We start from the raw sequence: 23,516 nt of genomic DNA, 5'->3' as shown, positions 1-23,516 counted from the left end.
CCTTCAGGGTTCCCCTCACGTACGTGAAACTGGGCGGTAGCCTTACGGCAGAACCAATCCGTAGGCGCTCAGTGCTGCGGGGACTGGCTGGAAGAAGGTTTCTCCGCCGGAGTTGCAGTCTCCGCTGCCGCCTGAGGTGAGGCCCAGTGCGGTGGCTCCGTCGAACAGCGAGCCGCCGCTGTCGCCGGGTTCTGCGCAGACTGTCGTGTCGATCAGGCCGCTCACGCTGCCTTCCTGGTAGTTCACCGTGGCATCGAGCGCCGTGACCTGGCCGTCGTGTACGCCGGTGGTCGAGCCGCTTCGGGTTACGGTTTCGCCTACGGTCGCGTCGCCTGCTGCGGTGATTTGCTGGCCGGTGTTCACGGCGCTGGGGGCGTCCACGCCGGCGTCGTAGGTGGCGTACGAGTAGTCGGTGCCGGGGAAGTTCGCGGCGGACGTGGTGGCGATGTGCTGCGAGTTGCCCTGGTCGGCCCACCAGTCGTTGGTGGCCACGCCGCAGTGTCCGGCGGTCAGGATGGCGGCCTGGCCGCTCGAGGTGTGCACGTTGAAGCCGAGCGAGCAGCGCAGGCCCTGGCCCCAGATCGCGTCCCCGCCGCTGATCAGCGGGCGCAGGGTGCCCTTCGTCTGCGCGAAACGGGCCTTGTCGCCGAAGCGGTGGACGGCGTTGGTCACCTGGGAGAGCTTGGCTCCGGTGACCGTCGAATCGGCGGTGACGAGCACCTGTCCGGTCCGCGGGTCGACACGCCACGCGGTTCCGGGGACGCTCGCTGTGCGGGCCAATTCCGCGGTGACGGCTTTCAGTTGGGACGCACGGTATTTCACGAACTTCGGCGTCGCGCCCGCCGCGCGGACCTGGTCGGCGGCGGCCTGGTCGGTGACGGTGACTGTCAGCCGCGAACTGGCCTGGTCGTAGAACGAGCCGACGGTGCGGTCGCCGAGCGATTTCGCGAGGCTGGCGGACATGGCGGTCGCGGCTCTCGCGTTCAGCGGGGCCGCCGAGGGCTGGGCGGTCGCGACGCCCGAGGCGGCGAAAACTGATCCAGCGGCCAGAACCGCCGCGGCGAAGGCGATACCGCCGCGTCCGCCGTGTCTTTGACTGAGTGCTGGGATCATGCACATCTCCGTTTCTTGCGAATAGGACGATGGCGCACTGCGGTCAGCGAATGCGTGCGCAATTCGCAGTTTAGGGACGCTTGGCAATCTCTTATACCCACGAAAGTCGCGAATCCCGTTCGGCTTTGCTGGTCAGTGAGTCGCGGCGTCCGCTCAACGGAACTTGCCGCATCCGATCCATTAGCGGCTCGTTGAACAGCGCGGACACCGAACCGGAACAGCTTATTCCGCGTTCGGTTCATGCCGGTAATCGAGGTTCGTGCCGCCGCGCACGGTTCGAGGTCCGGTCGTATCCCTCCTTTCGACGGTGTTCGGACTCCGGCGGCCCTGGGACTCTGTGGTTTCCGTCGCGGGCCCGGCGCCCGCGAAGTCGTCCCCGGCCGTATCCCGGCCGAACTCCACTCCCGCGATCGGCGGGATTGGCTGCTATGGAAGGGAAAGCGATGCGGAAAATTTTGCTGACGATGATGGGCGCGGCCGCCCTCTTGTTCGGAGTGGCCGCACCGGCGGCCGCGGCGCAGCCGGCCATCATCGGAGGCAGCGACGCCACCGAAACCTACTCGTTCATGGTGTCCCTGGACAACGGCTGCGGCGGAAGCCTCGTCGCGCCCCAGTGGATCATCACCGCGCACCACTGCGGCCAGGCCTCGCAGGCGCGGATCGGTTCCACCGACATCAACTCCGGCGAAGTCGGCCAGATCGACAACGTGATCACCAATCCGGGCACCGATCTGACGATGATGCACCTGAGCCAGCCCGCCCAGTCCGCACCGGTCGCGATGGCGCAGAGCAACCCGTCGCCGGGCACGGGCGCGCGGCTGCTCGGCTGGGGCTGCACGAGTTGGCCCAACTGCCAGACGCCGCAAACCCTGCAGCAGATCGACCTTCAGGTCCTCGACAGCAGCGCCTGCGCCGAAGGCGGCGGCGGTTCGGGCGACGTCTGCATCTCCGGCGACTACTCGCATTCGGCCTGCCACGGCGATTCGGGCGGCCCGGCGATCGTCGGCACCACCGGGAACTGGACGCTGGTAGGCGAAACCCACGGCCCCGGCGACAACGGCGGCGAATGCGCCACCACCACCCTCTACACCGGCATCGCCCAGTACATGTCGTGGATCCAGCAGCAGATCGGAAGCTGACCCCTGTCCAGGAAGACCTTGTGCGGAGAGGAAAAACCATGACCCTGCACCGCTTTGGCCGGCTGGCCGCCGGCGCGGCCGCCGCCTTGGTGCTGCCGCTGACCGGAGCCGGCACGGCGTCGGCCGCGCCGCTGGACGCGGTCGAGTTGTACTACGACGCCAGCGGCCTGCCCGACTACCAGGCCGAGGCCACCCAGGCCGCGGCGAACTGGAACAACTCCGTGCACAACGTGCACCTCAACAGCGGCGGCGCCGCGACCATCATCATGCACGAAACCACCGGCGGCGGTTCCTACACCCAGACCGACGGGCACGGCAACGGCGACATCTACATCGACACCCAGCAGGTCGCCGAGGGCAACGACCCGACCAGGATCATCGCCCACGAAATCGGCCACAACCTCGGCCTGCCCGACCACTACGAGGGCCCCTGCTCGGAACTGATGTCCGGCCACGGCCCGGGGATCACGTGCAAGAACGCGATGCCCGACGCCCAGGAGTCGGCCCAGGTGGACGCGAACTTCGCGAACGGCTTCGCGACGGTTCGGCTGCCGGACAAGCACATTTACCGCTGACCCGGCGCGCGTTTGCGGCGGCTCAGGCGATGAGCACGGATCACCTGCACGCCCGAGTCCGCTTGCCAGGTAAGCACATTTACCGCTGACACACCGATGCTCGCCGGAAGCACCCCGCTTCCGGCGAGCATCGGCACACCTCAGCCGCGCGCCACCTCGACGTCGTCGAGAATCCCCAGCGCGTCCGGCACCAGAACCGCGACGGAGTGATAGGCACTGACCAAATAGGACGACACTGCGCGGTCGTTGATGCCCATGAACCGCACATTCAACCCCGGCCGGTATTCGTCGGCGAGGTTTTTCGGCCGCAATCCGATGACGCCCGCGTCGTCTTCCCCGGTGCGCATCGCGAGCACCGACGTGGTGCCTGCCTCGGTGACCGGGATTTTGTCGCACGGCAGGATCGGGACGCCGCGCCACGCGGTGACGCGTTTTCCGTCCACCACGACCGGCTCCGGGTAAATGCCCGCCCTCGTGCATTCGCGCCCGATCGCCGCGATCGCGCGCGGATGTGCGAGGAACAAGCGCGTTTTACGGCGGCGGCAGAGCAGTTCGTCCAGATCGCCTGGCGTCGGCGGACCGGTGCGCGTGGTGATCCGGGATTTGAGATCGGCATTGTGCAGCAGGCCGAAATCCGGGTTGTTGACCAGTTCGTGTTCCTGCCGTTCCCGCAGCGCCTCGACGGTGAGCCGCAATTGCTGCTCGAACTGGTTCATCGGGTCGTTGTACAGATCGGTGACGCGGTTGTGCACCCGCAGGACCGTCTGCGCCACCGCGAGGTCGTACTCGCGCGGCGAGGGCTCGTAGTCGACGTACGTCCCGGCCAGAACCGGTTCGCCGTCGTGACCCGCGGACAGGTCGATGTTCGCCTCGCCCTTGCGGTTCTGCGGTTTCCGCGGCTGGGACAAAGCCTGCGCGACGTGCGCGCGCAGGGAGTCGAGCCTGCCGTTGAGCCGGGCGTACGAGCCGGCGGGCAGCGCCAGCGCGACCACCCTGGTGGCTGCACGAGCGGTGAACCCCCAGGTGGCGTCGTCCCCGGAGAGGAGTTCGCCGCCGAAGTGGTCGCCGTCGGTCGCGGTGCCGAGGTGGGTTTCCGCGCCGTACTGGCCCTCGCCGTGCCGGGTGACCTTGCCGTGCACGACGAGGACGAGCTGGTCCAGCGGTTGCCCGGCGGTGACGAGCGTGCTGCCCGCCTCGTACTCGCGCTGTTCGAACGCGTCCGCCAGCGCCCCGAGGGCGGTTTCGTCGGCGAAGCCGCGCAGCAGCTCGATCTCGGTGAGCTCGAGCGGGACGACCTGCACCTGCGCGCCGGTCTGGAAGAAACTCACCTTGCCGTCGCCGACGGTGTAGGTGAGCCGCCGGTTGACCCGGTAGCTGCCGCCGGGCACCTCGACCCACGGCAGCTGCGACAGCAGCCACCGCGTGGTGATCGAGCGCATCTGCGGCAGCGACTTGGTGGTCGTGGCGAGGGTGCGGGCCGCCTTGACGCCGAGGGAGAGCTGCTCCTGTCGGTCCGTTTGTTCCGTGACGGGCACCGCGCTCAGCCCTCCCGGCCGATTTCGGCGGCTTCCAGCACGGCGAGCGCGTCGGGCACGAGGACGGCGGCGGAATAGTAGGCCGAGACCAGGTAGGACAGGATGGCCTGCTCGTTGATGCCCATGAACCGCACGTTGAGGCCCGGCTGGTATTCGTCGGGCAGCCCGGTCTGGTGCAGCCCGACGACGCCCTGGGACTGTTCGCCGGTCCGCATCAGCAGCACCGAGCTGGTGCGGGTCTCGGTGACCGGGATCTTGTTGCACGGCAGGATCGGCACGCCGCGCCACGCGGGCACCTGGTGGCCGCCGAGGTCGACCGAACCGGGGTAGATCCCCGCCTTGCTGCATTCCCGCCCGAACGCGGCGATCGTCTTCGGGTGCGCGAGGAAGAACCCGGGGTCCTTCCACACCAGCGACAGCAGTTCGTCGAAATCGTCCGGCGTCGGCGGGCCGGTGCGGGTGGGCACGCGCTGGTCGAAGTCGGCGTTGTTCAGCAGGCCGAAATCGGGGTTGTTGACGAGTTCGTGCTCTTGCCGCTCCCGCAGCGCCTCGACGGTCAGCCGCAACTGCTGTTCGGTCTGGTTCATCGGTTCGCTGTAGAGGTCGGCGACCCGGCTGTGGACCCGCAGCACGGTCTGCGCCACGCTCAGCTCGTACTCGCGCGGGGAGGTGTCGTAGTCGACGAACGTCCCCGGCAGCTGCGGTTCGCCGTCGTGGCCCGCGGCGAGGGCGATCTCGGCCTCGCCGTGTTCGTTGCGGGCCGTGCCGCCGCCCGCCACGAAGGCGTCGAGGTGCTCGCGCAGCGGGTCCGAGCGGTTCAGCACGCCTTCGAATTCCTGGCGCGACAACGTCAGCACGGTCGCCGCGGTGACCGCCTTGGCGGTGTACTCCCAGATCCCGTCCGAGGTGGTGAGCACGTTCTCGCCGAAGTAGTCGCCGTCCACGAGCGTGCCCAGCACGGTCTGGTCGCCGTAGGCGCCGACGCCCGCCTTCGTGATCTTGCCGTGCGCGACGAGGAACACCTGGTCGGCGCGGCTGCCGAATTCGGCCAGCACGTCGCCCGGCTGGTATTCGCGCTGCTCGAACCGGCCGGCGAGCTCGGCCAGCGCCTCCTCGTCCTCGAATCCGCGCAGCGGCGCGAGCTCCCCGAGCTCCGGCGGGATGACCCGGACCTCGGAGCCGCTGGTCACGAACGTGACCCGGCCGTCGCCGACGGTGTAGGACAGCCGCCGGTTGACGCGGTACGTGCCCGCGGACACCTCGACCCACGGCAGCACCTTCAGCAGCCACCGCGTGCTGATGCCCTGCATCTGCGGCACGGACTTCGTCGTCGTGGCCAGCTGCCGCGCCGCCGCGCGGCCTAGGCTCAAGGGTTCCTGGTCCTCCACGTCCGCGGAGTCGACCGGGTCGGTGACAGTCACAGCGAAACCACCTTGTCTGGGTTGCGAAGCCTGGGATCAGGGATGCGGGTCAGGATCGGTAGCGAGGATTCGTGGCGTGCCATTCGAAGCCGCCGCCCATCCAGTCCCGGACGCCGGCGAGGAAGCGCTGCAGTTCCGGCGACGGGACCGAGAGCAGGGCGCGGTGCCCCTCCTCGAACTCGCGCACCATCCGGTTGTGCAGCGCGACCGTGGTCTCGACCGCCTCGGAGACCGGGCAGCCCCGGTCGGCGGCGATCTGCAGCACCATGTTGCAGACCGGGTTCTCGTCGGCCGCGTCCTTGGCCACCGAATGGAGGTCGTTGACCAGGACCGTCGCGGTGCCCGCGCGCATCATCGCCTCCCGCACGCGCGGGTCGTAGTAGAACGGCGCGGGCAGTTCGTACCCGCCGACCGCGTCGACGAGCGTCATCGACGTGTAGAAGCTGTCGTGCTGGCGGGCCGCCAGGTATTCCCAGGCCGGCGGATAGCGGCCGGTGTGGCGCCACGCGGCGTAGGCGTCCCAGCTGACGAACATCGCGAAGGTCGAGTAGCAGACCCGCTGGACCAGCACCGGCGAACCGTGCCTGCCGAGATGGTCGACCGCGGAGCGGAACCCGACCCGGATCGGATCGGCCCGCAGCGCCTCCTCCAGCGGCTCGGAGAACTCGCCCGCGGGCGCGACCGGGTCCATCGCGGCCATGACGAGCGCCAGCCGCGGCGGGAGCTCGGTCGGCGAGGCGCCGAGGGAGCTGTCGTCGGCGTAGTAGTCGTCCGCCGCCCACCACACCGCGTTGAGCTGCGCGGCGATCAGCAGCCGGTCGGGGTCGGAGGTGTCCGGGTGGGCGAGCATCACCAGCCTGCCGAACGTGGCCTGCGCGATCTGGTCCAGCCCCTCGCCCTCGAACCCGCAGTCCCGCGCCCACGCGACGAGCCGCCGGTCCACCTCCTCGGCGAGCGGCTCGTCGACGCGGCGCACGACCGGGCAGTACAGCGGCGACGCGCTGCCGTCGCCCCATTCCCGCTCCGCGTAGGCCGGATCGGTCCCGCGCGACGGCGCGAACTGGGCCGCGATCCGCGCCGCCGAGGTCCCCAGCCCGGCCGGGCCGGCCAGCGCGGGGTGGGGCCGGACCGCTGCGATTCCGGACATGTCGGCCCGCTCAGACGCGGTCGGCGGCGATGAGCAGGTAGTGGAAGCTGCCCTCGCGGTAGGCGGTCAGGAACGGCCCCTCGATGCCGGTCGCGACGGACGACTGCTCGCGCAGCTCCCAGTACGGGATGGTCGCCTCGGTCAGGTCCACGACGTTGATCGGGACGAACCCGTTGGCGGCGAGCGCTTTGAAATAGTCGCCGCGCGCGTGGATATTGCAGATGTAATGCTGGTCGATCTGGCTCACCGCGCGCGAACGCCCGCCGGTCAGGTCGTTGTAGCACCCGGTGATGGTCACGAATCGCCCGCCGGGCGCGAGCTGGCGCGCGTGTTCGGCGAACAGCTCGTGCAGATCGACGTACATCGTGCTTTCGTTGTTCCAGATCCCGGCGAAATCGCCGCTTTCGAATCCGGTGTCGAGCATGTTCCGGAGATGGAATCGCACCGAATCGTCGATTTCCCGCAGCCGGGCCTGTTCATTGGCGAAATCGACCTGCTGCTCGGAAATGGAGATGCCGTCCACCCGGCAGCCGAACCGCTGGTGCGCCTGCACGCTCGTGCCGCCGCGGCCGCAGCCGGCGTCGAGCAGCCGGGCGGTGGGGTTGATATCTCCCAGGTGCTGCAACAAAAACTGCGACTGCGCGGTCTCCAGCCGGTGCATCTCGGCGATGATCGCCTTGTCCCGTTTTTCCCCGCGTCCGTCCAGGACGGACGGATCGTAGTCGCCGATGCCGTAGTGGTGGTGGTAAAGCCCGTCGACGTCGCCGAGGCGCAGGTTGACCGGATCCTTTTCGGCGTTCCAGTAGTCGGCGACCGACTGCTGATACGCGGTGCGGGCAACCGGACGGGCAACAGACGTCATCATGTACTCCCTTTTGGACCAATTTCCGGCCGTCACGCGGCGAACTGTGCCGGCGCGCTTCGTCTCGGCGCGAGGCGCTCGGCTTTTCTCCCTCTGCGTCCGAGGCTAGCGAGGATTCTTTTCCCCGGACAAGACGATTCGCGGGAATTCACTCGCGGGCTGGCGGGAGCGGTCCGGCGTGCCTCTTCTGGCCTAGGAAACCGCTCCTGCGGTGTGTTCGCGCGCCGGTCGCCGGGCCACGTTCGATGCCGCCGCGGACACGGGCGGATGACGGATGGCGACAGCCTGTGGACGATGCTGGCAGACGGGTGACGCCCGATGGGCCTAAGCGGTTCCGGGCCGCGGAACTCCGGGGGCCGGGCCGGTCGTGTGCGGGACCGGCCCGGCTGTCACGCGGTCCGGGAGGTCAGCTGGAGCAGGACGACCCCGCCGACGATCAGCGCGAGCGCGAGGATCCGCGCCGCGCTGACCGGTTCGCGGAGCCAGAAGATGCCGACGACCGCGGTGCCGACCGCGCCGATCCCGACGAACACCGCGTACGCCGTGCCGACCGGGACCGTCTTCATGCCGACGTTCAGCACGTACAGCACGAGGACGGTGAGCACCCCGCAGACGAGCGTCGGGACGAGTTTGGTGAAGCCGTCGGTGAGGCGGATGCTGTGCGCCCAGGCGATTTCGAGCAGCCCGGCCGCGAAAACGGCGATCCAGCCCATCGTCATGCCTCGTCGAGCGCGGCGCGAACGTCGGACGGCAGGGCGAGTTCCTGCGCGGCGACGAGGTCGGCGAGGTGGGCGGGGTCGCTCGTGCCGGGGATGACGGCGACGTTGGGCGCGAGGTCCAGGAGCCAGGCGAGGGCCAGCGTCGCCGCCGAAACGCCGAGCTGTCGGGCGTGCTCGGCCACCGGCGAGCCCTCTCCGGCCAATGCTCCGTTCCCGAGCGGACGGAACGCCAGGTACGGGATCCCGGCGGCTGTGGTCGCGTCCAGGACGTCCCGGCCGCCAGGGTGCCCGACGTGGTACTCGTTCTCGACAGACGCGATCGGCGTGACCGCGCGCGCCTGGTCCAGCAAATCGAGGGTGACGTTCGAGACGCCGACGTGTTCGAGCAGTCCTTCGTCGCGCAGTTCGGCGAGCGCTCCGACGGTGTCCGCCCACGGGACGGTGCTGTCGGGCATGAATCTGGCGTGCACCAACGGAAGCCGTTCGACGCCCAGTTGCGCGAGGTTGTCCCGGACGGCCGCTTTGACCGCTTCCGGCGCGGCGTCGGCGACGAACCCGCCGTCCGGGCTGCGTCGCGCGCCGACCTTGGTGGCGATGAGCAGGTCCTCCGGATAGGGCCGCAGCGCCCCGGCGAGCAGGCGGTTCGCGACTTCGGGCCCGTAGTAGCCGGACGTGTCGATCAGCCGGATCCCCGCGTCGACGGCGGCGCGGACGGCGGCCTTGGCGCGCTCCGGATCGGCCGGTTCGCCCATGGCTTTCGGTCCCGCGAGCTGCATGGTGCCGTAGCCGATCCGGTGCACGGTGCGGCCGGCGAGCGTGAACGAGTGCATGAAGCTGCCCCCAATCAGTTATGTGGACACTGTGTCCACTTCTGACTGTACTCGATCCGGACACGCTGTCCAGATACAGTGACGGGGTGAACAGCAAGCCAGTCACGGAACGAGCGGACGCCGCGGCGAACCGGCAGCGGATCCTGGCCGCGGCCGAGGACCTGTTCGCCACGAGAGGCCCGGACATCACGATGGGCGACCTGGCCGCGGCGGCCGGGGTCGGACGCGGGACGCTGTACCGGCGCTACGACAGCGTCGCCGCGGTGGCGGTCGCGTTGCTGGATGAGCACGAGCGGCGGCTGCAGGAAGCGATGCTGTCCGGACCGCCGCCGCTCGGACCGGGCGCCGCGCCGCGGGAACGGCTGGTGGCGTTTTACGACGCGATGATCGATTTGCTGGAACGGCATTTGCCGCTGGCACTGGGCGCGGAGACCGGGGCCCGGCGGTATCAGACCGGGGCGTACGGGTTCTGGCGGGTTTTCGTGGCGGCGCAGGTTCGCGAGGCCGGGTTGAAGGACGAGGCGCTGCCGGACGTGCTGCTGGCTCCGTTGGCGCCCGATCTGTACCAGAATCAACGGCATGAGCGCGGAATGTCGGTAGCGGCGGTGAAGAAGGCGGTGCGTCGGCTGGCTTGTGTGCTGCCGGAGGGGGATGCCTGAACTGGCCGGAGCCGGTGGCCGGGGTGTGCGCCAGGTGTCTTGCCAGCTGTGGCTGAGCGGGCCGAAACCGGCGGAAGCGGAGTAAATTCGCCGGATGAACGGTGGCTCGCCGACGCGGATCAGCTGGATCGCCCTCGCCGTGGTCAGTGCGGGAATCCTCGCGTTCGGGATCGTGGTCGCCATCGCGCCGCCTGCCGGGGACGCGCTGCTCTACCGCACCGACGCGCTCGCCACCGCCGGGCTCGGGTTGTTCGGCGGGCTGATCGCGGCGTTCCCGTTCCGTGCCGGGGAACGGTGGGCGTGGTTCGCGTTGTGGTTCTATCCGGTGTTCTGGCTGGCGCATCTGGTGTTCCGGCTGCCGCCGGGCACGGACCACGTGCACCAGGTGGTCTTCGTGGTGCTGTCGCTGGCGGGCTTGCTGCTGCCGGTGCGGTCGTTCTTCCGGGCTCCGGTCGAGGGGCAGCACGCGCGTCGGTAATCCGCGATCGGCGTACGGCAGCGGGTCCGCCGTGTCATCATTCCCGCGTGTCCACGAGAAAGCCCGCTGCGGCAAGGGATTCCGGCCCGGGAAAAGCTGCGGCGAGCGGTCGGGTCGTCGCTCTGCGTGCCGGGTGGTGCTGGCTCGCGGTGGTGGTGCTCGGCGCGGGCGCTGCGGTGGGGTTCGTCAGCTCGAGTTCGGTGGCGGCCGCGGCGGGCTTGCTTTTCGGGGTTCTGCTCGCCGCGCTCGCGACGTCGGCGGTGTTCATGTTCTGCGGCCGCGGCTGGTTCCTCGTCGGCGGTTTCCTGCTGACCGGCTTCTACCTCGTGTCCGTCGGGGTGACGGCGGTCGGTTACGTCGCCGCGCACGGCGACCGGTATCGCGCGATCGCGGTGTCCTCCGAATGCCATCGCGTCAAGGGCGGCACCGCCTGCACCGCGCGGGTCGACCGGCCGGACGGCACGCTGCTGGTCGATGACCTGTCGGTGAAGTCGCGAATGAAGACCGGCGAGAAGGTCGACGTCGTCGAGGACCGGGCGGGCATCGTCGCGCCGCATCGGGCGGACGTGCTCGACCCGGACGCGTTGCCGGTCGACCTGGTGCTGCTGGCGGCGTCGGCGGCGCTGCTGGCCGGATTGTTCGGCTGGAGCGCGTGGCTCGGGGTCCGGCGGCCGCTGAAACGCTGACCCTGCGGGGATTTCTGCGCGTTCGTCTCTGGCCCGCGCGCCGGCTGCTGGTCATGCTCCAGTCGGAACCGTTCGACGCGGGAGGACGCCTTCATGACCCTGCAGCCTGAACGCGGCGAGGACGTGCCGCTGCCCGACCTGTGCGTGCACGAGCTGTTCGCCCGGCACGCCGCTGCGGCGCCGGAGGCCGCGGCCGTGGTGTACGGCGACGAGCGGCTCGGCTACGGCGAGCTGGACCGGCGCGCCAACCGGTTCGCGCATCTGTTGCGAGCGCGGGGAATCCGTCCGGAGACGCCGGTCGCGCTGTGCCTGGAGCGCGGGACGACGCTGCTGGTCGCGATGCTCGGCATCCTCAAGGCGGGCGGCTATTATGTCCCGCTCGACCCGGGCTATCCGCCTGAGCGGCTCGCATTCATGCTCGGCGACTCCGGCGCGACCGTCGCGGTGACCGAACGGGCGCTCGCGGACCGGGTCCAGGCCGCGCCGACAGTCGTTCTTGCCGACGAAGCGGACCTCAGCGGCTGGCCGGACACCCCGCCGGACGCGAATGTGGTGCCGGACAACCTGATCTACCAGATGTACACCTCCGGCTCCACCGGTCTGCCGAAGGGCGTCCAGGTGACCCATCGTGGGGTCGTCCGGCTGGTGCACGGCTCCGGCTTTGCCGATTTCGGTGCGGGAGAAGTGTTCTTGCTGCTCACGTCGTTGTGCTTCGACGTCTCGACGTTCGAGCTGTGGGGCGCGCTCGCCACCGGCGCGACGCTGGCGGTGCTGCCGCCGGGCGTGCCGACCGCGGCGTCGATCGAGGAGGCGGTGCGCCGGTTCGGGGTCACCACGGTGTGGCTCAGCTCCGGGCTGTTCGGGCACGTGGTGGACGACCGGGTCACCGCGTTGGCCGGGGTGCGGCACGTCATCGCGGGCGGCGACGTCGTGCCGCCGGTGCAGGCGCGGCGGGTGATCGAAGAACTCGGCGCCGAGATGAGCAACGGCTATGGGCCGACCGAGTGCACGACTTTCGCTTGCGCGCACCGCGGGATGACGGTCGCCGACACCGCCGGGCCGATTCCCATCGGCAAGCCGATCGCGAACACGCACGCGTACGTCACCGATCCCGACGGCGCGCCGGTCGAGCCCGGTGCGCGCGGCGAGTTGCTGCTCGGCGGACCCGGGGTCGCGCGCGGCTATTTCCGTCGCCCCGCGCTGACGGCGGAACGGTTCGTTCCCGACCCGGCGGGCGGCGGTGGACGGCTCTACCGCACGGGCGACGAGGTCGCGCTCCGGCCGGACGGGACGTTCGCCTTCTTCGGACGGCTGGACCAGCAGGTCAAGATCCGGGGTTTCCGGGTGGAACCAGGCGAGGTGGAAGCGGCGCTGACGGCACATCCGCTAGTGCGGTCGGCCGTGGTGGTGCCGCACGAACGCGACGGCGACCGAGTCCTGGCGGCGCACGTGGTGGCTTCGCGCCCCGCGGCGGCCGAGCTGCGGGAGTTCCTGCTCGCCCGGTTGCCCGCGCATTTGGTGCCCTCGTTGTGGTCCTGGCTCGACGAGCTGCCGATCACGCCCAACGGCAAGGTGGACCGCGCAGCGCTGCCGGAGCCGTCTGCGCCGGCAACGGAGTTCGTCGCGCCGCGCACGCCGGTCGAGGAAGCCGTCGCCGAGGTGTGGCGGGAGCTGCTGGACCTCGAACGGGTCGGCGTGCACGACGACTTCTTCGCCGACCTGGGCGGGCATTCGCTGCTGGCGACGCGGGTGGTCGCGTTGCTGGGGGAGCGGTTTCCGGTGGAGTTGCCGGTGCGCACGGTGTTCGAGGCGTCGACGGTGGAGCTGTTGGCGGCTGAGGTGCATCAGGCGGTGGCGGAGTATGTGGCGGCTCTGTCCGATGTGGAGGTCCAGCGCGCGCTGGGGTGAGGTGCCATGGCGATCCTGGCGATGCGGTGGTTGCGTTGTTGGGGGAGCGGTTGCCGGTGCGCACGGGTTTCGAGGCACCGACGGCGTCGTGGGGCTCTGTCCGAGGTGGACGTTCAGCGTGCGCCGGGGTGAGCTCGGTCATGGCTCCTGGAGATGAGGACCGGGCTGATGCTCTTGATTTCCTCGAGGAGGTGCGCCGCGCCGCGCCGCACCTCCTCGTCCTTGCTGTGCGTGAGCGGTTCGCACATTTCGGCGGCCTTGTCGCGATCGCGGGAGTTGATGCCCAAAACCTCGCTGATCGTCGGGTAGATCCAGTCTGTGTGGTCCAGATTGGCTGTCGCGAGGGCTGTGGCCACCAACCGGAGGCCGAGAGCGTCGAAGCGCCGGAGCAAGGCTTCCGTGGTTGCGTAGGTGACGGCGGTGTCGTTGTCGTCCCGCACGAGGTTCACCAGTGCCGGTTGCGCCTCCGGGACCTCAGCGAAGCGGGCCAGGCCCCAACCGGCGTCGATCCTGTCCTGATAGGCCGGACTGGTCGCCAACGCGAGCAGCGAAGCCACGCATGCCTGTCTCGATTCCGTCTCCACGGGTACACCTTCCCCCGGCACCCGCCGCGGAGCAACGGATTTCAGGCCTGCTCGATGACCACAGCCAGTTCGGCGACCGTCCGAGCGGCGAACAGGTCTCGCAGCGAGACGCGGACGCCGAGCTTCTTCCGGATCCGCGCGAGCACCCGGGTGGCCAGCAGGGAATGCCCGCCGATGCGGAAGAAATCGTCGTGGACGCTGATTTCCTCCACCCGCAGCACTTCCCGCCAGATGTCGGCGAGCGCGTGTTCGACCGCGGAGGACGGCTCGGCGATCGGTTCCGCTCGGACCGCATCGCCGGCCGACGGGTCTGGCAGCGCAGCGCGGTCCACCTTCTTGCTCGGCGTCAGCGGCAGCGCGGCCATCGCGACCCACTGCGTCGGCACGAGATAGTCCGGCAGTTGCGACCGCAGGCTCGCCCGCAGCGCGGCGAAATCCGGCTCGCCGGAAGCCGCGACGACGTACGCGACCAAGGTTCGCTCCGGCAGGTCTTTCACCACGACAGCCGCCGCGCGCACCGCGGGATGGGCGTCGAGAACGGCTTCGATCTCGCCGAGTTCGATCCGGAACCCGCGGATCTTCACCTGCCGGTCGAGCCTGCCGAGGAATTCGATGGTCCCGTCCGAGCGGAAGCGCGCGAGGTCGCCGGTGCGGTACAGCCGGGCGCCGGTCGAGTACGGGTCCGGCACGAACTTGTCCGCGGTCAGCGCGGGACGGCGCAGGTAGCCGCGCGCCACGCGCAGGCCGCCGAGGTGCAGTTCGCCGGGGACGCCGACCGGAGCCGGGCGTCCGGCGGGGTCGAGCACGTACGCACCGGTCGCGGCGACCGGGCGGCCGATCGGCAGGGTCGGCGCGTCGAGATCGGCGTCGTCGGCCCACTGCAGCGTGCTCGAGATCGTCGCCTCGGTCGGGCCGTAACAGGCCACGAAACGCCCGGGCAACTGCAGTTCGCGCCAGCGCCGGGCGTCTTCGGTGGTGACGACGTCCGCGCCGACGTTCACCATCTTCAGGCACGCGACCCGCGGATCGCGCGGCGTGAGCACGCCGAGTAGTTCGCGGTAGTAAGCCGGGGTGAGGTTGACGCTGGTGATCCGGTGCCTGCCGAGCTGGTCGGCGAGTTCCTCCGGTTCCCAGAACAGCGGATCGCTCAGCACCACCGACGCGCCGGCCAGCAGCGGGCCGCCGATCTGCTCCAGCGAACCGTCGAAGGCCAGCGACGCGAGCGAGAGCACCCGATCGGCCGCGGTGATCCCGTACTCGCGCGCGATGACCTGGGCGTGTTCGGCGTAGGAGCCGTGCTGGATCTGGACGCCTTTCGGCCGTCCGGTCGAGCCGGAAGTGTAGATGACGTAGGCGAGATGGTCCGGTTCCACTGTCCAATAAGGACTGTCTGAAGAGGAATCCGCGGTTTGATCGAGGGAGACGACGGGGCAGCCGGTGTCGGCGAACAACCCGGCATAGCGGTCCTCGGTGACGACGGCGGCGGTGCGGGCGTCCTCGACGAGATAGGCGAGCCGGTCGGGCGGGTTGGCCGGATCGAACGGGACATACGCCGCGCCGGACTTCAGCACGCCGACCAGCGCGACTACCGCGTCGACGCTCCGTTCGAGGCAGACGCCGACGGTCGATTCCGGGCCGAGCCCGTTCGCGCGCAGGTGCCGGGCGAGCCGGTTGGCAGCCGCGTCGAGCTCGGCGTAGGTGAGTTCCTGGCCGGCGCAGTGGACGGCGAGGCGGTCCGGGGTTTCGGCTGCTCGCTGGGCGAACAGGTCGGGGAAACAGCCCGGTGCCACCGCGTAGCCCGGGGTCCAGGCCCAGCCGGACAGCAGGGCGAGTTCCGCGGCCGGGGTCAGGTTCAGTTCGCTCAGCCGCTGTGCCGGACGGTCGGCGATGCTCTCCAGGAGGCACTGGAAGCGCGCGGCCAGCCGGTGCGCGGTGGCGGGCTCGAACAGGGCGGTCGGGTAGGTGAGAGTGCCGGTGAGCGAGCCGTCCGGACGATGCTCGAATTGCAGTCCGAGGTCGAACGACGCGGCCGTCCAGTCCACATCGGACTCCTCGACGGCCAGCCCGGGCAGCCGGAACCGGTGCTCGGGCACCTCGTGCAGGCCGAAGAACGCCTGGACCAGGGGGTTGCGGGACAGGTCGCGGTCCGGTTCGAATTCGCCGACGAGCCAGTCGAAGGGGACGTCCTGGTTGCCGAAGGCGTCCAGCGCGGTCCCGGCGACCTGGTCGAGGAACGTCGTGAACGCCGGGTCGCCGCCGAGATCGGCCCGCAACACGAGGGTGTTGACGAAGAATCCGGCCAGCCCCTCGACCTCGGCCGGGGCGCGCCCGGCGACCGGGCAGCCGACGGCGATGTCCGTCCCGCCGGTGTGCCGGGCGAGAAAGACCTGGTAGGCGGCCAGCAGGACCATGAACGGCGTCGCCCGGCGGGACCGGCCGAGCGCGGTGAGCCGTTCCGCGAGCGCGGCGGGGACCTCGACCCGGACCGCCGCGCCGGCCGGGTCCCACACCGGTCCGCGCGGGCGGTCCGCCGGGAGCTCCAGCGGGGTCAGCCCGGCGAGCCGTTCGCGCCAGTAGGCGAGCTGACCCGCGAGCCGGGTTTCGGCGTCTTCCCGTTGCCAGAGCGCGAAATCGGCGTACTGGACGGGCAACGCGGGCAGCTCGGGCAGGGTGCCGGCGTGGAACGCGCGGTAAAGCTCGGCGAGTTCGGCGGCGAGGACATCCCAGGACGCGCCGTCGAAGGCGATGTGGTGCACGACGATCAGCAGAACGTGCTCGCGCGCGTCGAGGCGAAGCAACCGGGCCCGCAGCGGCAGGTCGGTCGCGAGGTCGAAGGGCACTGCCAGTTCAGCCGCGACCACGGTGTTCAGCTCGCTTTCCGTGACGCCCTCGATCGGCAGCGGCACCGGCTGCGGCTTCCCGACCACCTGGACCGGCACCCCCTCGCGGCTGCGGTACCGCGTCCGCAGCACCTCGTGGCGGGCGACGAACGCGTCGAGCGAACAGCTCAGCGCGGCGACGTCCAGCTTGCCGCGGACTCGCAGCGTCAGCGGGAGGAGGTACTCGGTCCCGCCGGGCCGCAACGCGTCGAGGAACCACAGTCTTTCCTGCGAGAAGGACAGCGGCAGGTCGCCGGGCATGGTCACGGCGCCAGGGTGGCGGTTCCCGTCCGGCAGGCCCAGAGGCGGGACGGTGCGCTCGTTGCTGCGCGTTCTTCTCTGTCGCGCCGCCGCCCGCGCGGGAAGGCTCGGCTCGCGACGGGACGGGTGTGCCCGGCGCGAGGACGAGGAGGACCCGGATGAGCGAGGACGAACGCACCTACGGCGTCGTGCTGAACGACGAGGAGCAGTACTCGATCTGGCTGGTCGGCCGCGACCTGCCGGCGGGCTGGCGGTACGAGGGGAAGCGCGGGCCCAAGCAGGAGTGCCTCGACCACATCGACGAGGTATGGACGGACATGCGGCCGAAAAGCCTGCGGGAGCGGATGCGGGCGGACGCTCCGGCCTAGCCGCCGCCGTCCGCCGACCAGCCTCGCCGATCGACCCGCAGGGGGAGCGATGACCACCGAACAGTCCCGGCGCGACGAGCTGCTGGAGCGCTACCTGGCCGCGGCCGCGGCCCCGGACCCGGGCTCGGTCCCGGTCCGCACGGCTCCCGCGCCGCGGGCCGATCGCAGCGGGCCGCTGCCGCTTTCCCCGGCACAGCAACGGGTCTGGGTGCTGGACCGGCTCCGCCCCGGCGGCACCGAGTACGTGGTGACCGCGGCGTGGCGGCTGCGCGGCCCCCTCGACGTCGAGCGGCTGCGGACGTGCTGGCAGACGATCGTGGAGCGCCACGAAATCCTGCGCACCACCTACGTCGAACGCGATGGCGTGCCGGAACAAGTCGTGGGGGAACCCGGGGTCGATCTGACTGTCCAGGACGTTCCGGCGGAGGACGTCGAGGCGTTCACCCGGGAAGCGGCCTCGGTGCCGTTCGATCTGGCTCGGGACCAGCCGTTGCGGGTTCGGGTGCTTCGGCAGTCCGCGACTGAGCACGTTCTGCTGCTCGTCGTGCACCACATCGCGTACGACGGGTGGTCGACGTCCGTCGTCGCGCGGGAACTCGAGGCGCTGTACCGCGGGGAGACTTTGCCGCAGCTGCCGGTCCAGTATGCCGATTTCGCTTCCTGGCAACGAGAGCAGGCGGCTAGTGAGCGAGTGACGGAGCAGGTCGAGTTCTGGCGTCGACGGCTCGACGGGATTGCGCCGCTGACCCTCCCGACGGATCGCCCGCGCCTGCCGGTGCACGATCCGCGCGGTGACATTCTGCGATTCACCGTGGACGCCGAACTCGGGGCCGCCGTCGGCACGCTCGGCCGGGCGCATCGGGCGACCACTTTTATGGTGCTGCTGGCCGCGTATCAGATTCTGCTGAGCCGGTATTCGGGACAGGCAGATGTCACTGTCGGCACGCCGGTCGCCGGGCGTACGCGGGCCGAGGCGCAGGATTTGGTCGGGTTGTTCCTGAATACCCTGGTGCTGCGGGCCACCGTGGACGGTTCGGTGTCGTTCGCGGATTTCCTCGACGGCGTTCGTCAGGACACGCTCGATGCGTATTCCCACCAGGACGCGCCGTTTGAACGGCTCGCCGACGAGCTGGCGCCGGACCGCGATCTGTCCCGCAATCCGCTTTTCCAAGCCATGCTCGTGTTGCAGAACACTGCCGACGCCGGATTCGAAGCGGCCGGACTGCTCGGCGAGCAAGTCCACTCTCCCTGGCACAGCGCGAAATTCGATCTGACCCTGGAGGTGACCGAGCGGCCGGACGGTGCCTTGGACGCCGTGCTGGAGTACCCGGTCGCGCTGTTCGATCGGTCCACTGTGGAGCGGATTGGCGGGCATTTCAGCGAATTTCTGCGCGGTATCGTCGCGAATCCTGGTGCACTGTTGGCGGACCTGCCTTGGCTGAGCGCAGCCGAGAAGGCCGAATTGGGTGGGTGGAACGAAACAGACGTTCCCTTTGCGGGTGGGACGTTGCTGTCGCTCATTGCCGAGGGTGTTGCTGCCGGTGAAGTCGCGGTGGTCGCCGATGGTCGCGAAGTGTCCTATGTGGAGCTGGACGAGTTGTCGAATCAGGCGGCGCATTGGCTTCGCGCGCGTGGGGTGGGTGCTGAGTCGGTAGTCGGGGTTCGGCTGGAGCGCGGCTTGGAGATGGTGGTCGCGCTGGTCGGGATTCTCAAGGCTGGGGCGGCGTATTTGCCGCTGGATCCGGATTATCCCGAGGACCGGTTGCGGTTCATGATCGAGGATTCCGGCGCGGAGGTGGTGATTGAGCCGGGCGACCTCACGGCTCTCGACAAACCCCGGCACCCGGTGAATGTCATTGTGCGGCCGGAAAACGCGGCGTACGTGATCTATACCTCGGGGTCCACCGGGAAGCCTAAGGGTGTGGTGATCGAGCATCGCGGGATCGTCAACCGACTGCGGTGGATGCAGGACGAATACGGCCTGACGCCGCATGACCGGGTGCTGCAGAAGACTCCGTTCGGTTTCGACGTGTCGGTGTGGGAGTTCTTCTGGACGTTGTCCGTCGGTGCGACGCTCGTCATGGCCCGTCCGGGAGGGCACCGCGATCCGGCTTATCTCGCCGACGTCATGTCCGAAGGGATCACCACGGCGCATTTCGTGCCGTCGATGCTGCGGGCGTTTCTGTCCGGACCGGTGCCGTCGCTGCGCCGGGTGCTGTGCAGCGGCGAAGCGCTCCCGGACGAGCTGGCGGAACGGTTCCACCAGCTCATCGACGCGGAGCTGCACAATCTCTACGGGCCGACCGAAGCTTCGGTCGACGTGACGGCGACGCGATGTCTCCCGGGGGAGCCCGTCACGATCGGCCGCGCGATCGCGAACACCCGGGTGTACGTGGTGGACGCCGAGTTGCGCGAGGTGCCGGTCGGCGTGCCCGGCGAGCTGGTCATCGCCGGGGTGCAGCTGGCGCGCGGGTATCTGAACCGGCCGTCGCTGACCGCCGGGAAGTTCGTCCCGGACCCATTCGCGCGGCAGCCCGGCGAACGGCTGTACCGCACCGGCGACCTCGCCCGGCGGCTGCCCGACGGACGGATCGAGTACCGGGGGCGGCTCGACCACCAGGTCAAGATCCACGGAAACCGGATCGAACTCGGCGAGGTCGAGGCGACCCTGCTGACCCATCCCGACCTGCGCGCGGCGGCGGCCGCGGTGCACGACGACCGGCTGGTCGGCTACTTCGTCGCCGAGCCCGGACGCACTCCCGACCCGGCCGAATTGCGTGCTTATCTGGCGCGCACGCTGCCGGAACCGATGCTGCCGTCGGTGTGGCTGGCGCTGGACGCGTTGCCCCTGACCGCCAGCGGCAAAATCGATCGCAACGCCTTGCCCGCGCCGGACGGAGCGCGCACGAGCCACGGTTACATCGCGCCGCGTACTCCGGCGGAGGCAGCGGTAGCCCGCGCGTTCGCGGCGGCGACTGGCGTCGACCAGGTCGGCGCGGAAGACAGCTTTTTCGTGCTGGGCGGCGATTCTCTGCGGGCGATCCGCGCCGTGGGGCTGCTGAACGCGGAGGGAATCGAGACGAGCGTCGCGGACCTCTTCCGGCGACAGCGAGTGGCCGACTTCGCTGCCGGGCTCGGCGGTCCAGCGGCCGCGATCGAGGCGGTCGAGCCGTTCGCGCAGCTTGCCACCGGTCAGCGCGAGACATTGCCCGCCGACGTGACCGACGCTTATCCGCTGTCGCTCGCACAGGCGGGCATGGTGCACGAGATGCTCGCCGGGGCCGACCGCGGCCTCTACCTGAACCAGCTCGGGTACCCGGTGCACGAGGAGCTCCACCTAGACGCCTTGCAACAGGCAGCGGACCGGCTGGTCGCGCGGCACGAGATCCTGCGTACCTCGATCGACTTCGCCGCGGTCCCGCCGCTGCAGCGGGTGCACGAGACCGCCGTCCTGGACGTGACCTGCGACGATCTGCGCGCGTTGCCCGCCGAGGAGCAAGCCACGCGGATACGGGAGTACCAGGCGCGCGGGTTCGATCTGCTCAGCCCTTCGCTGCTGCGCCTGCACGTCCACTGGCTGGCCGAGCGCGAATGGCGGCTGTCGTTCAGTTACGTGCATGCGATTCTCGACGGCTGGAGCCAGAATTCGCTGGTCGCCGAGCTGCTCGAGGACTACCGGACCGGCGCGGCGGAGCCAGTTGCACCGCCGCCGGTCCGGTTCGCGGACACGGTCGCCCGGGAGCAGGAGTCGCTGGAGTCCACTGTGGACCGCGAATTCTGGGCGGGCCGGGTGCGCGCGGCTGAGCGGTTCGCTGTGCCTTCGGGATGGGCGGGCGAGGACGACGGGATTTACCGCACGGTGCGGGTGCCGTTCGACGACCTGACGCCTCGGTTGCGTGCGGTGGCTTCGTCGGCTGGGGTGCCGCTGAAGAGTTTGCTGCTGGCGGCGCATCTCACTGTGCTGCGAACGATTTCCGGGCACGACCGGCCGTTTCATACCGGCGTGGTGACCAACAGCAGGCTCGAGCGCGCGGGCGGCGATCAGGTTCGCGGGATGTTCCTGAACACCGTGCCGTTCGCGGTGCCGGCGGACGCGCGCGACTGGCCGGAGCTGGCTCGCGCGGTCTTCGCGGAAGAGACCGCGATGTGGCCGCACCGGCATTTCCCGCTGCCCGCGATGCAGGCCGCGTGGGGCGGGCAGGTGCCGCTCGTCGACGTTTTCTTCAACCACACGGACATGCACGTCCTCACGGAAGCGCTGGTCGACCTGGCCGAGGTCGCCGACAGCACGCCCAACGAGTTCGGTCTGTCGGTGTCGACCGTGCCCGGTGCGTTTGTGCTGGAGGCGTTCACTTTCCGGGTCGCCGTTGCGCATCTGGAGTTTCTTGCTCGGCTCTATCGGCATGTGCTGGAACGGATCGTTGCTGCGCCGACCTCCGAGCCACGCCGGTCTGGGCTGCCTGCGACGGATCGGGCTGTGCTGCTGCGGAATCCATCGCGGACCGAGCCCGCGGGCCGGATGCTGCCGGAGTTGTTCGAGGCCACCGCGCTGGCGCACCCGGATGCCGTGGCGCTGCGGTGCGGCGATGTGACGCTCACTTATCAAGAATTGTCGGTGCGGGTCGCTAAGCTTGCGCGGTATCTGAAGGAACAAGGAGTTCGGCGCGGGTCGCTGGTCGGGGTGCTGCTCGACCGGGGTCCGGACCTGCTCGTCGCGTTGCTCGCCGTGCACCGGGCGGGAGCCGCGTACCTGCCGGTTGATCCGCGTTATCCGGCGAAGCGGGTTGGTTACGTACTGGCCGATTCAGGAGTGGAGGTGGTGCTCAGCGAAGAGTCGCTGATGGGGTTGCTGGAAGGGACCGGCTGTTCGGCGGTGCTGCTCGACCGCGACGCGGCGGCGATCGCGGTGTGCCCGGCGTGCCCGGCGGATGTTCCCGCGCCACGGCCCGAGGGCGGCGAACTCGCCTACGTCATCTACACGTCCGGCTCCAGCGGGCAGCCCAAGGGCGTCCAGATCGGCCACGGCGCGCTGGCGAACTTCCTGCTGTCGATGCGGGAACGACCCGGTCTCGCGCCGGGTGCGTCGGTGCTCGCGTTGACCACGGTTTCGTTCGACATCTCGGCGCTGGAGCTGTACCTGCCGCTGGTGGTCGGCGGGCAGGTGATCGTCGCGACCGCCGAGGAGTGCATCGATCCGCAGCGGCAGGCCGCGTTGATCGAGCGGACCGCGCCGTCGGTCGTGCAGGCGACGCCGTCGGGCTTGCGGCTGCTGGTCGATGCGGGCTGGACTCCGCCTGCTGAGCTGACCGTGTTCGCCGGCGGCGAGAAGCTGCCGGACGACCTGGCGCGACGGCTCACCGCGGGCGGAGCGCGGCTGTGGGATCTCTACGGCCCGACCGAAACGACGATCTGGTCCACCGTCGCCGAACTGGACGGGGACAGCATCGTCTCGTGGGAACCCGTCGCGAACACGGACGTCTACCTGCTCGGCGACGACCTCGAACCGGTGCCGCTCGGAGTGGTCGGCGAAGTGTGGATCGGCGGCGACGGCCTGGCCCGCGGCTACGCCGGCCGCCCCGGCCTGACCGCGGAACGGTTCGCACCGGATCCGCACGGACTCCACCCGGGCGGACGGCTCTACCGCACCGGCGACCTAGCGCGTCGACGGCCGGACGGATCGGTGGAGATCCTCGGCCGCGCCGACGATCAGGTAAAGGTCCGCGGCCACCGAGTCGAACCGGGCGAGGTCGAGGCCGTGCTGCGGGCCGACCCGCGGATCCGCGATGCCGCCGTCCAGCCGACCCCCTCCGCCGATGGCTGGGAACTGACCGCCTACGTCGTAGCTGAGGCCGCACTGTCCATTGCGGACGTGCGAAAAGGACTCTCCGGCGTGCTGCCGGATTACCTGGTGCCCAGCGGATTCGTACTGCTGCCGGAACTGCCGCGCACTCCGGCCGGGAAACTGGACCGAGCGGCATTGCCCGCTCCGGAACCGGCCGTGCGCGAACGCCCGCACGTCGCTCCGCGCGGACCGGTGGAGGAGCTGGTCGCCGGGGTGTGGTCGGAGGTACTGGGCACGGACCGGATCGGTGTGCAGGACGATTTCTTCGACCTGGGCGGACATTCCGTCGCCGCAACCCGGATTTCGGTCCGGCTGCGCGCGGCGCTGGATGCCGATGTCCCGGTGCGGGCGCTCTTCGACCATCCGACTATCGAATCCCTCGCCGCTGCGGTGGCCGGTTATCCACGGCTCGCTCAGCAACCGGCTGTTCGCGCGACGATTCGGCCGCGTGCGGTGGTGAATGAGGACGTATGAGCGGGCTCTGGTGGATGGCTGGTTGTCGGCGCTTCG

The 23,516-nt window shown here is 69.8% G+C and carries 17 protein-coding genes; 8 read left to right on the top strand and 9 right to left on the bottom strand.

Going from position 1 to position 23,516, the window contains the following annotated elements; translation table 11 throughout:
• Positions 1–42 precede the first annotated feature (42 nt).
• Positions 43–1,113: a S1 family peptidase gene (locus DMP23_RS45525; RefSeq protein WP_337824958.1), complete on the bottom strand. Its 1,071-nt coding sequence runs from the start codon at positions 1,111–1,113 to the stop codon at positions 43–45.
• Positions 1,114–1,556: 443 nt separating this feature from the next.
• On the opposite strand from DMP23_RS45525, the gene DMP23_RS45520 reads away from it, so the two are divergent.
• Positions 1,557–2,252, top strand: a complete 696-nt coding sequence (locus tag DMP23_RS45520) for a S1 family peptidase (RefSeq protein WP_337824957.1) — start codon at positions 1,557–1,559, stop codon at positions 2,250–2,252.
• Positions 2,253–2,290: 38 nt separating this feature from the next.
• Entirely contained in the window at positions 2,291–2,827 is a 537-nt protein-coding gene (locus tag DMP23_RS45515) for a snapalysin family zinc-dependent metalloprotease (protein ID WP_037813066.1), read from the top strand.
• Between the two features lie 140 nt (positions 2,828–2,967).
• Here the strand turns inward: DMP23_RS45515 and DMP23_RS45510 are convergent, their stop codons facing one another.
• The 6 genes from DMP23_RS45510 to DMP23_RS45485 all read right to left on the bottom strand — a co-directional run bounded on the left by DMP23_RS45510 (position 2,968) and on the right by DMP23_RS45485 (position 9,341).
• Positions 2,968–4,362: a family 2B encapsulin nanocompartment shell protein gene (locus DMP23_RS45510; protein ID WP_337824956.1), complete on the bottom strand. Its 1,395-nt coding sequence runs from the start codon at positions 4,360–4,362 to the stop codon at positions 2,968–2,970.
• Positions 4,363–4,367: 5 nt separating this feature from the next.
• A complete protein-coding gene (locus DMP23_RS45505; protein ID WP_134662300.1) occupies positions 4,368–5,783 on the bottom strand; it encodes a family 2B encapsulin nanocompartment shell protein in 1,416 nt (471 codons plus the stop codon).
• A 49-nt stretch (positions 5,784–5,832) separates the two neighbouring features.
• On the bottom strand, positions 5,833–6,930 hold the full coding sequence (locus DMP23_RS45500) for a family 2 encapsulin nanocompartment cargo protein terpene cyclase (RefSeq protein WP_337824955.1): 1,098 nt from the start codon (positions 6,928–6,930) through the stop codon (positions 5,833–5,835).
• Positions 6,931–6,940: 10 nt separating this feature from the next.
• Positions 6,941–7,792 carry a geranyl diphosphate 2-C-methyltransferase gene (locus DMP23_RS45495; protein WP_337824954.1) on the bottom strand — a complete coding sequence of 284 codons (852 nt, stop codon included), beginning with the start codon at positions 7,790–7,792 and terminating at the stop codon, positions 6,941–6,943.
• A gap of 389 nt (positions 7,793–8,181) precedes the next feature.
• Positions 8,182–8,511 carry a DMT family transporter gene (locus DMP23_RS45490; protein WP_308196555.1) on the bottom strand — a complete coding sequence of 110 codons (330 nt, stop codon included), beginning with the start codon at positions 8,509–8,511 and terminating at the stop codon, positions 8,182–8,184.
• Positions 8,508–9,341 carry an aldo/keto reductase gene (locus tag DMP23_RS45485; RefSeq protein WP_337824953.1) on the bottom strand — a complete coding sequence of 278 codons (834 nt, stop codon included), beginning with the start codon at positions 9,339–9,341 and terminating at the stop codon, positions 8,508–8,510. The genes DMP23_RS45490 and DMP23_RS45485 overlap by 4 nt, the downstream gene beginning before the upstream one ends.
• Before the next feature lie 41 nt (positions 9,342–9,382).
• On the opposite strand from DMP23_RS45485, the gene DMP23_RS45480 reads away from it, so the two are divergent.
• The 4 genes from DMP23_RS45480 (at position 9,383) to DMP23_RS45465 (ending at position 13,072) form a co-directional block, all read left to right on the top strand.
• The gene (locus tag DMP23_RS45480; RefSeq protein WP_337825136.1) at positions 9,383–10,000 is read left to right on the top strand and encodes a TetR/AcrR family transcriptional regulator; all 618 of its coding nucleotides are present in this window, start codon (positions 9,383–9,385) and stop codon (positions 9,998–10,000) included.
• Positions 10,001–10,094: 94 nt separating this feature from the next.
• Positions 10,095–10,478 carry a hypothetical protein gene (locus tag DMP23_RS45475; RefSeq protein ID WP_337824952.1) on the top strand — a complete coding sequence of 128 codons (384 nt, stop codon included), beginning with the start codon at positions 10,095–10,097 and terminating at the stop codon, positions 10,476–10,478.
• 47 nt (positions 10,479–10,525) lie between these two features.
• Complete coding sequence (locus DMP23_RS45470) at positions 10,526–11,164, top strand: hypothetical protein (protein ID WP_337824951.1); 639 nt, start codon at positions 10,526–10,528, stop codon at positions 11,162–11,164.
• A gap of 93 nt (positions 11,165–11,257) precedes the next feature.
• Complete coding sequence (locus tag DMP23_RS45465; RefSeq protein ID WP_051728960.1) at positions 11,258–13,072, top strand: amino acid adenylation domain-containing protein; 1,815 nt, start codon at positions 11,258–11,260, stop codon at positions 13,070–13,072.
• A 113-nt stretch (positions 13,073–13,185) separates the two neighbouring features.
• Here the strand turns inward: DMP23_RS45465 and DMP23_RS45460 are convergent, their stop codons facing one another.
• Both DMP23_RS45460 and DMP23_RS45455 read right to left on the bottom strand, forming a co-directional pair.
• The gene (locus tag DMP23_RS45460) at positions 13,186–13,656 is read right to left on the bottom strand and encodes a hypothetical protein (protein ID WP_158714483.1); all 471 of its coding nucleotides are present in this window, start codon (positions 13,654–13,656) and stop codon (positions 13,186–13,188) included.
• Positions 13,657–13,697: 41 nt separating this feature from the next.
• Positions 13,698–16,796, bottom strand: coding sequence for an amino acid adenylation domain-containing protein (locus tag DMP23_RS45455; RefSeq protein ID WP_337825135.1), 3,099 nt, complete (start codon positions 16,794–16,796; stop codon positions 13,698–13,700).
• Positions 16,797–16,954: 158 nt separating this feature from the next.
• On the opposite strand from DMP23_RS45455, the gene DMP23_RS45450 reads away from it, so the two are divergent.
• Complete coding sequence (locus tag DMP23_RS45450) at positions 16,955–17,164, top strand: MbtH family NRPS accessory protein (RefSeq protein WP_037813050.1); 210 nt, start codon at positions 16,955–16,957, stop codon at positions 17,162–17,164.
• Between the two features lie 49 nt (positions 17,165–17,213).
• Positions 17,214–23,480 (top strand): amino acid adenylation domain-containing protein, encoded by a 6,267-nt coding sequence (locus DMP23_RS45445; protein ID WP_337824950.1) that lies wholly within the window; start codon positions 17,214–17,216, stop codon positions 23,478–23,480.
• Positions 23,481–23,516: the final 36 nt, after the last annotated feature.

This window comes from Amycolatopsis sp. A1MSW2902, from assembly GCF_017312175.1.
GTDB lineage: Bacteria > Actinomycetota > Actinomycetes > Mycobacteriales > Pseudonocardiaceae > Amycolatopsis > Amycolatopsis nivea.
The sequence above is the reverse complement of the archived record's forward strand: the minus strand, read 5'-3'. Positions and strand labels throughout refer to the sequence as shown.

Coding starts and splice junctions, on each gene's coding strand:
- DMP23_RS45500 (WP_337824955.1), bottom strand. CDS start 6,930: ATGTCCGGAATCGCAGCGGTCCGGCCCCACCCCGCGCTGGCCGGCCCG.
- DMP23_RS45475 (WP_337824952.1), top strand. CDS start 10,095: ATGAACGGTGGCTCGCCGACGCGGATCAGCTGGATCGCCCTCGCCGTG.
- DMP23_RS45485 (WP_337824953.1), bottom strand. CDS start 9,341: ATGCACTCGTTCACGCTCGCCGGCCGCACCGTGCACCGGATCGGCTAC.
- DMP23_RS45445 (WP_337824950.1), top strand. CDS start 17,214: ATGACCACCGAACAGTCCCGGCGCGACGAGCTGCTGGAGCGCTACCTG.
- DMP23_RS45450 (WP_037813050.1), top strand. CDS start 16,955: ATGAGCGAGGACGAACGCACCTACGGCGTCGTGCTGAACGACGAGGAG.
- DMP23_RS45525 (WP_337824958.1), bottom strand. CDS start 1,113: ATGATCCCAGCACTCAGTCAAAGACACGGCGGACGCGGCGGTATCGCC.
- DMP23_RS45455 (WP_337825135.1), bottom strand. CDS start 16,796: ATGCCCGGCGACCTGCCGCTGTCCTTCTCGCAGGAAAGACTGTGGTTC.
- DMP23_RS45495 (WP_337824954.1), bottom strand. CDS start 7,792: ATGACGTCTGTTGCCCGTCCGGTTGCCCGCACCGCGTATCAGCAGTCG.
- DMP23_RS45515 (WP_037813066.1), top strand. CDS start 2,291: ATGACCCTGCACCGCTTTGGCCGGCTGGCCGCCGGCGCGGCCGCCGCC.
- DMP23_RS45490 (WP_308196555.1), bottom strand. CDS start 8,511: ATGACGATGGGCTGGATCGCCGTTTTCGCGGCCGGGCTGCTCGAAATC.
- DMP23_RS45520 (WP_337824957.1), top strand. CDS start 1,557: ATGCGGAAAATTTTGCTGACGATGATGGGCGCGGCCGCCCTCTTGTTC.
- DMP23_RS45465 (WP_051728960.1), top strand. CDS start 11,258: ATGACCCTGCAGCCTGAACGCGGCGAGGACGTGCCGCTGCCCGACCTG.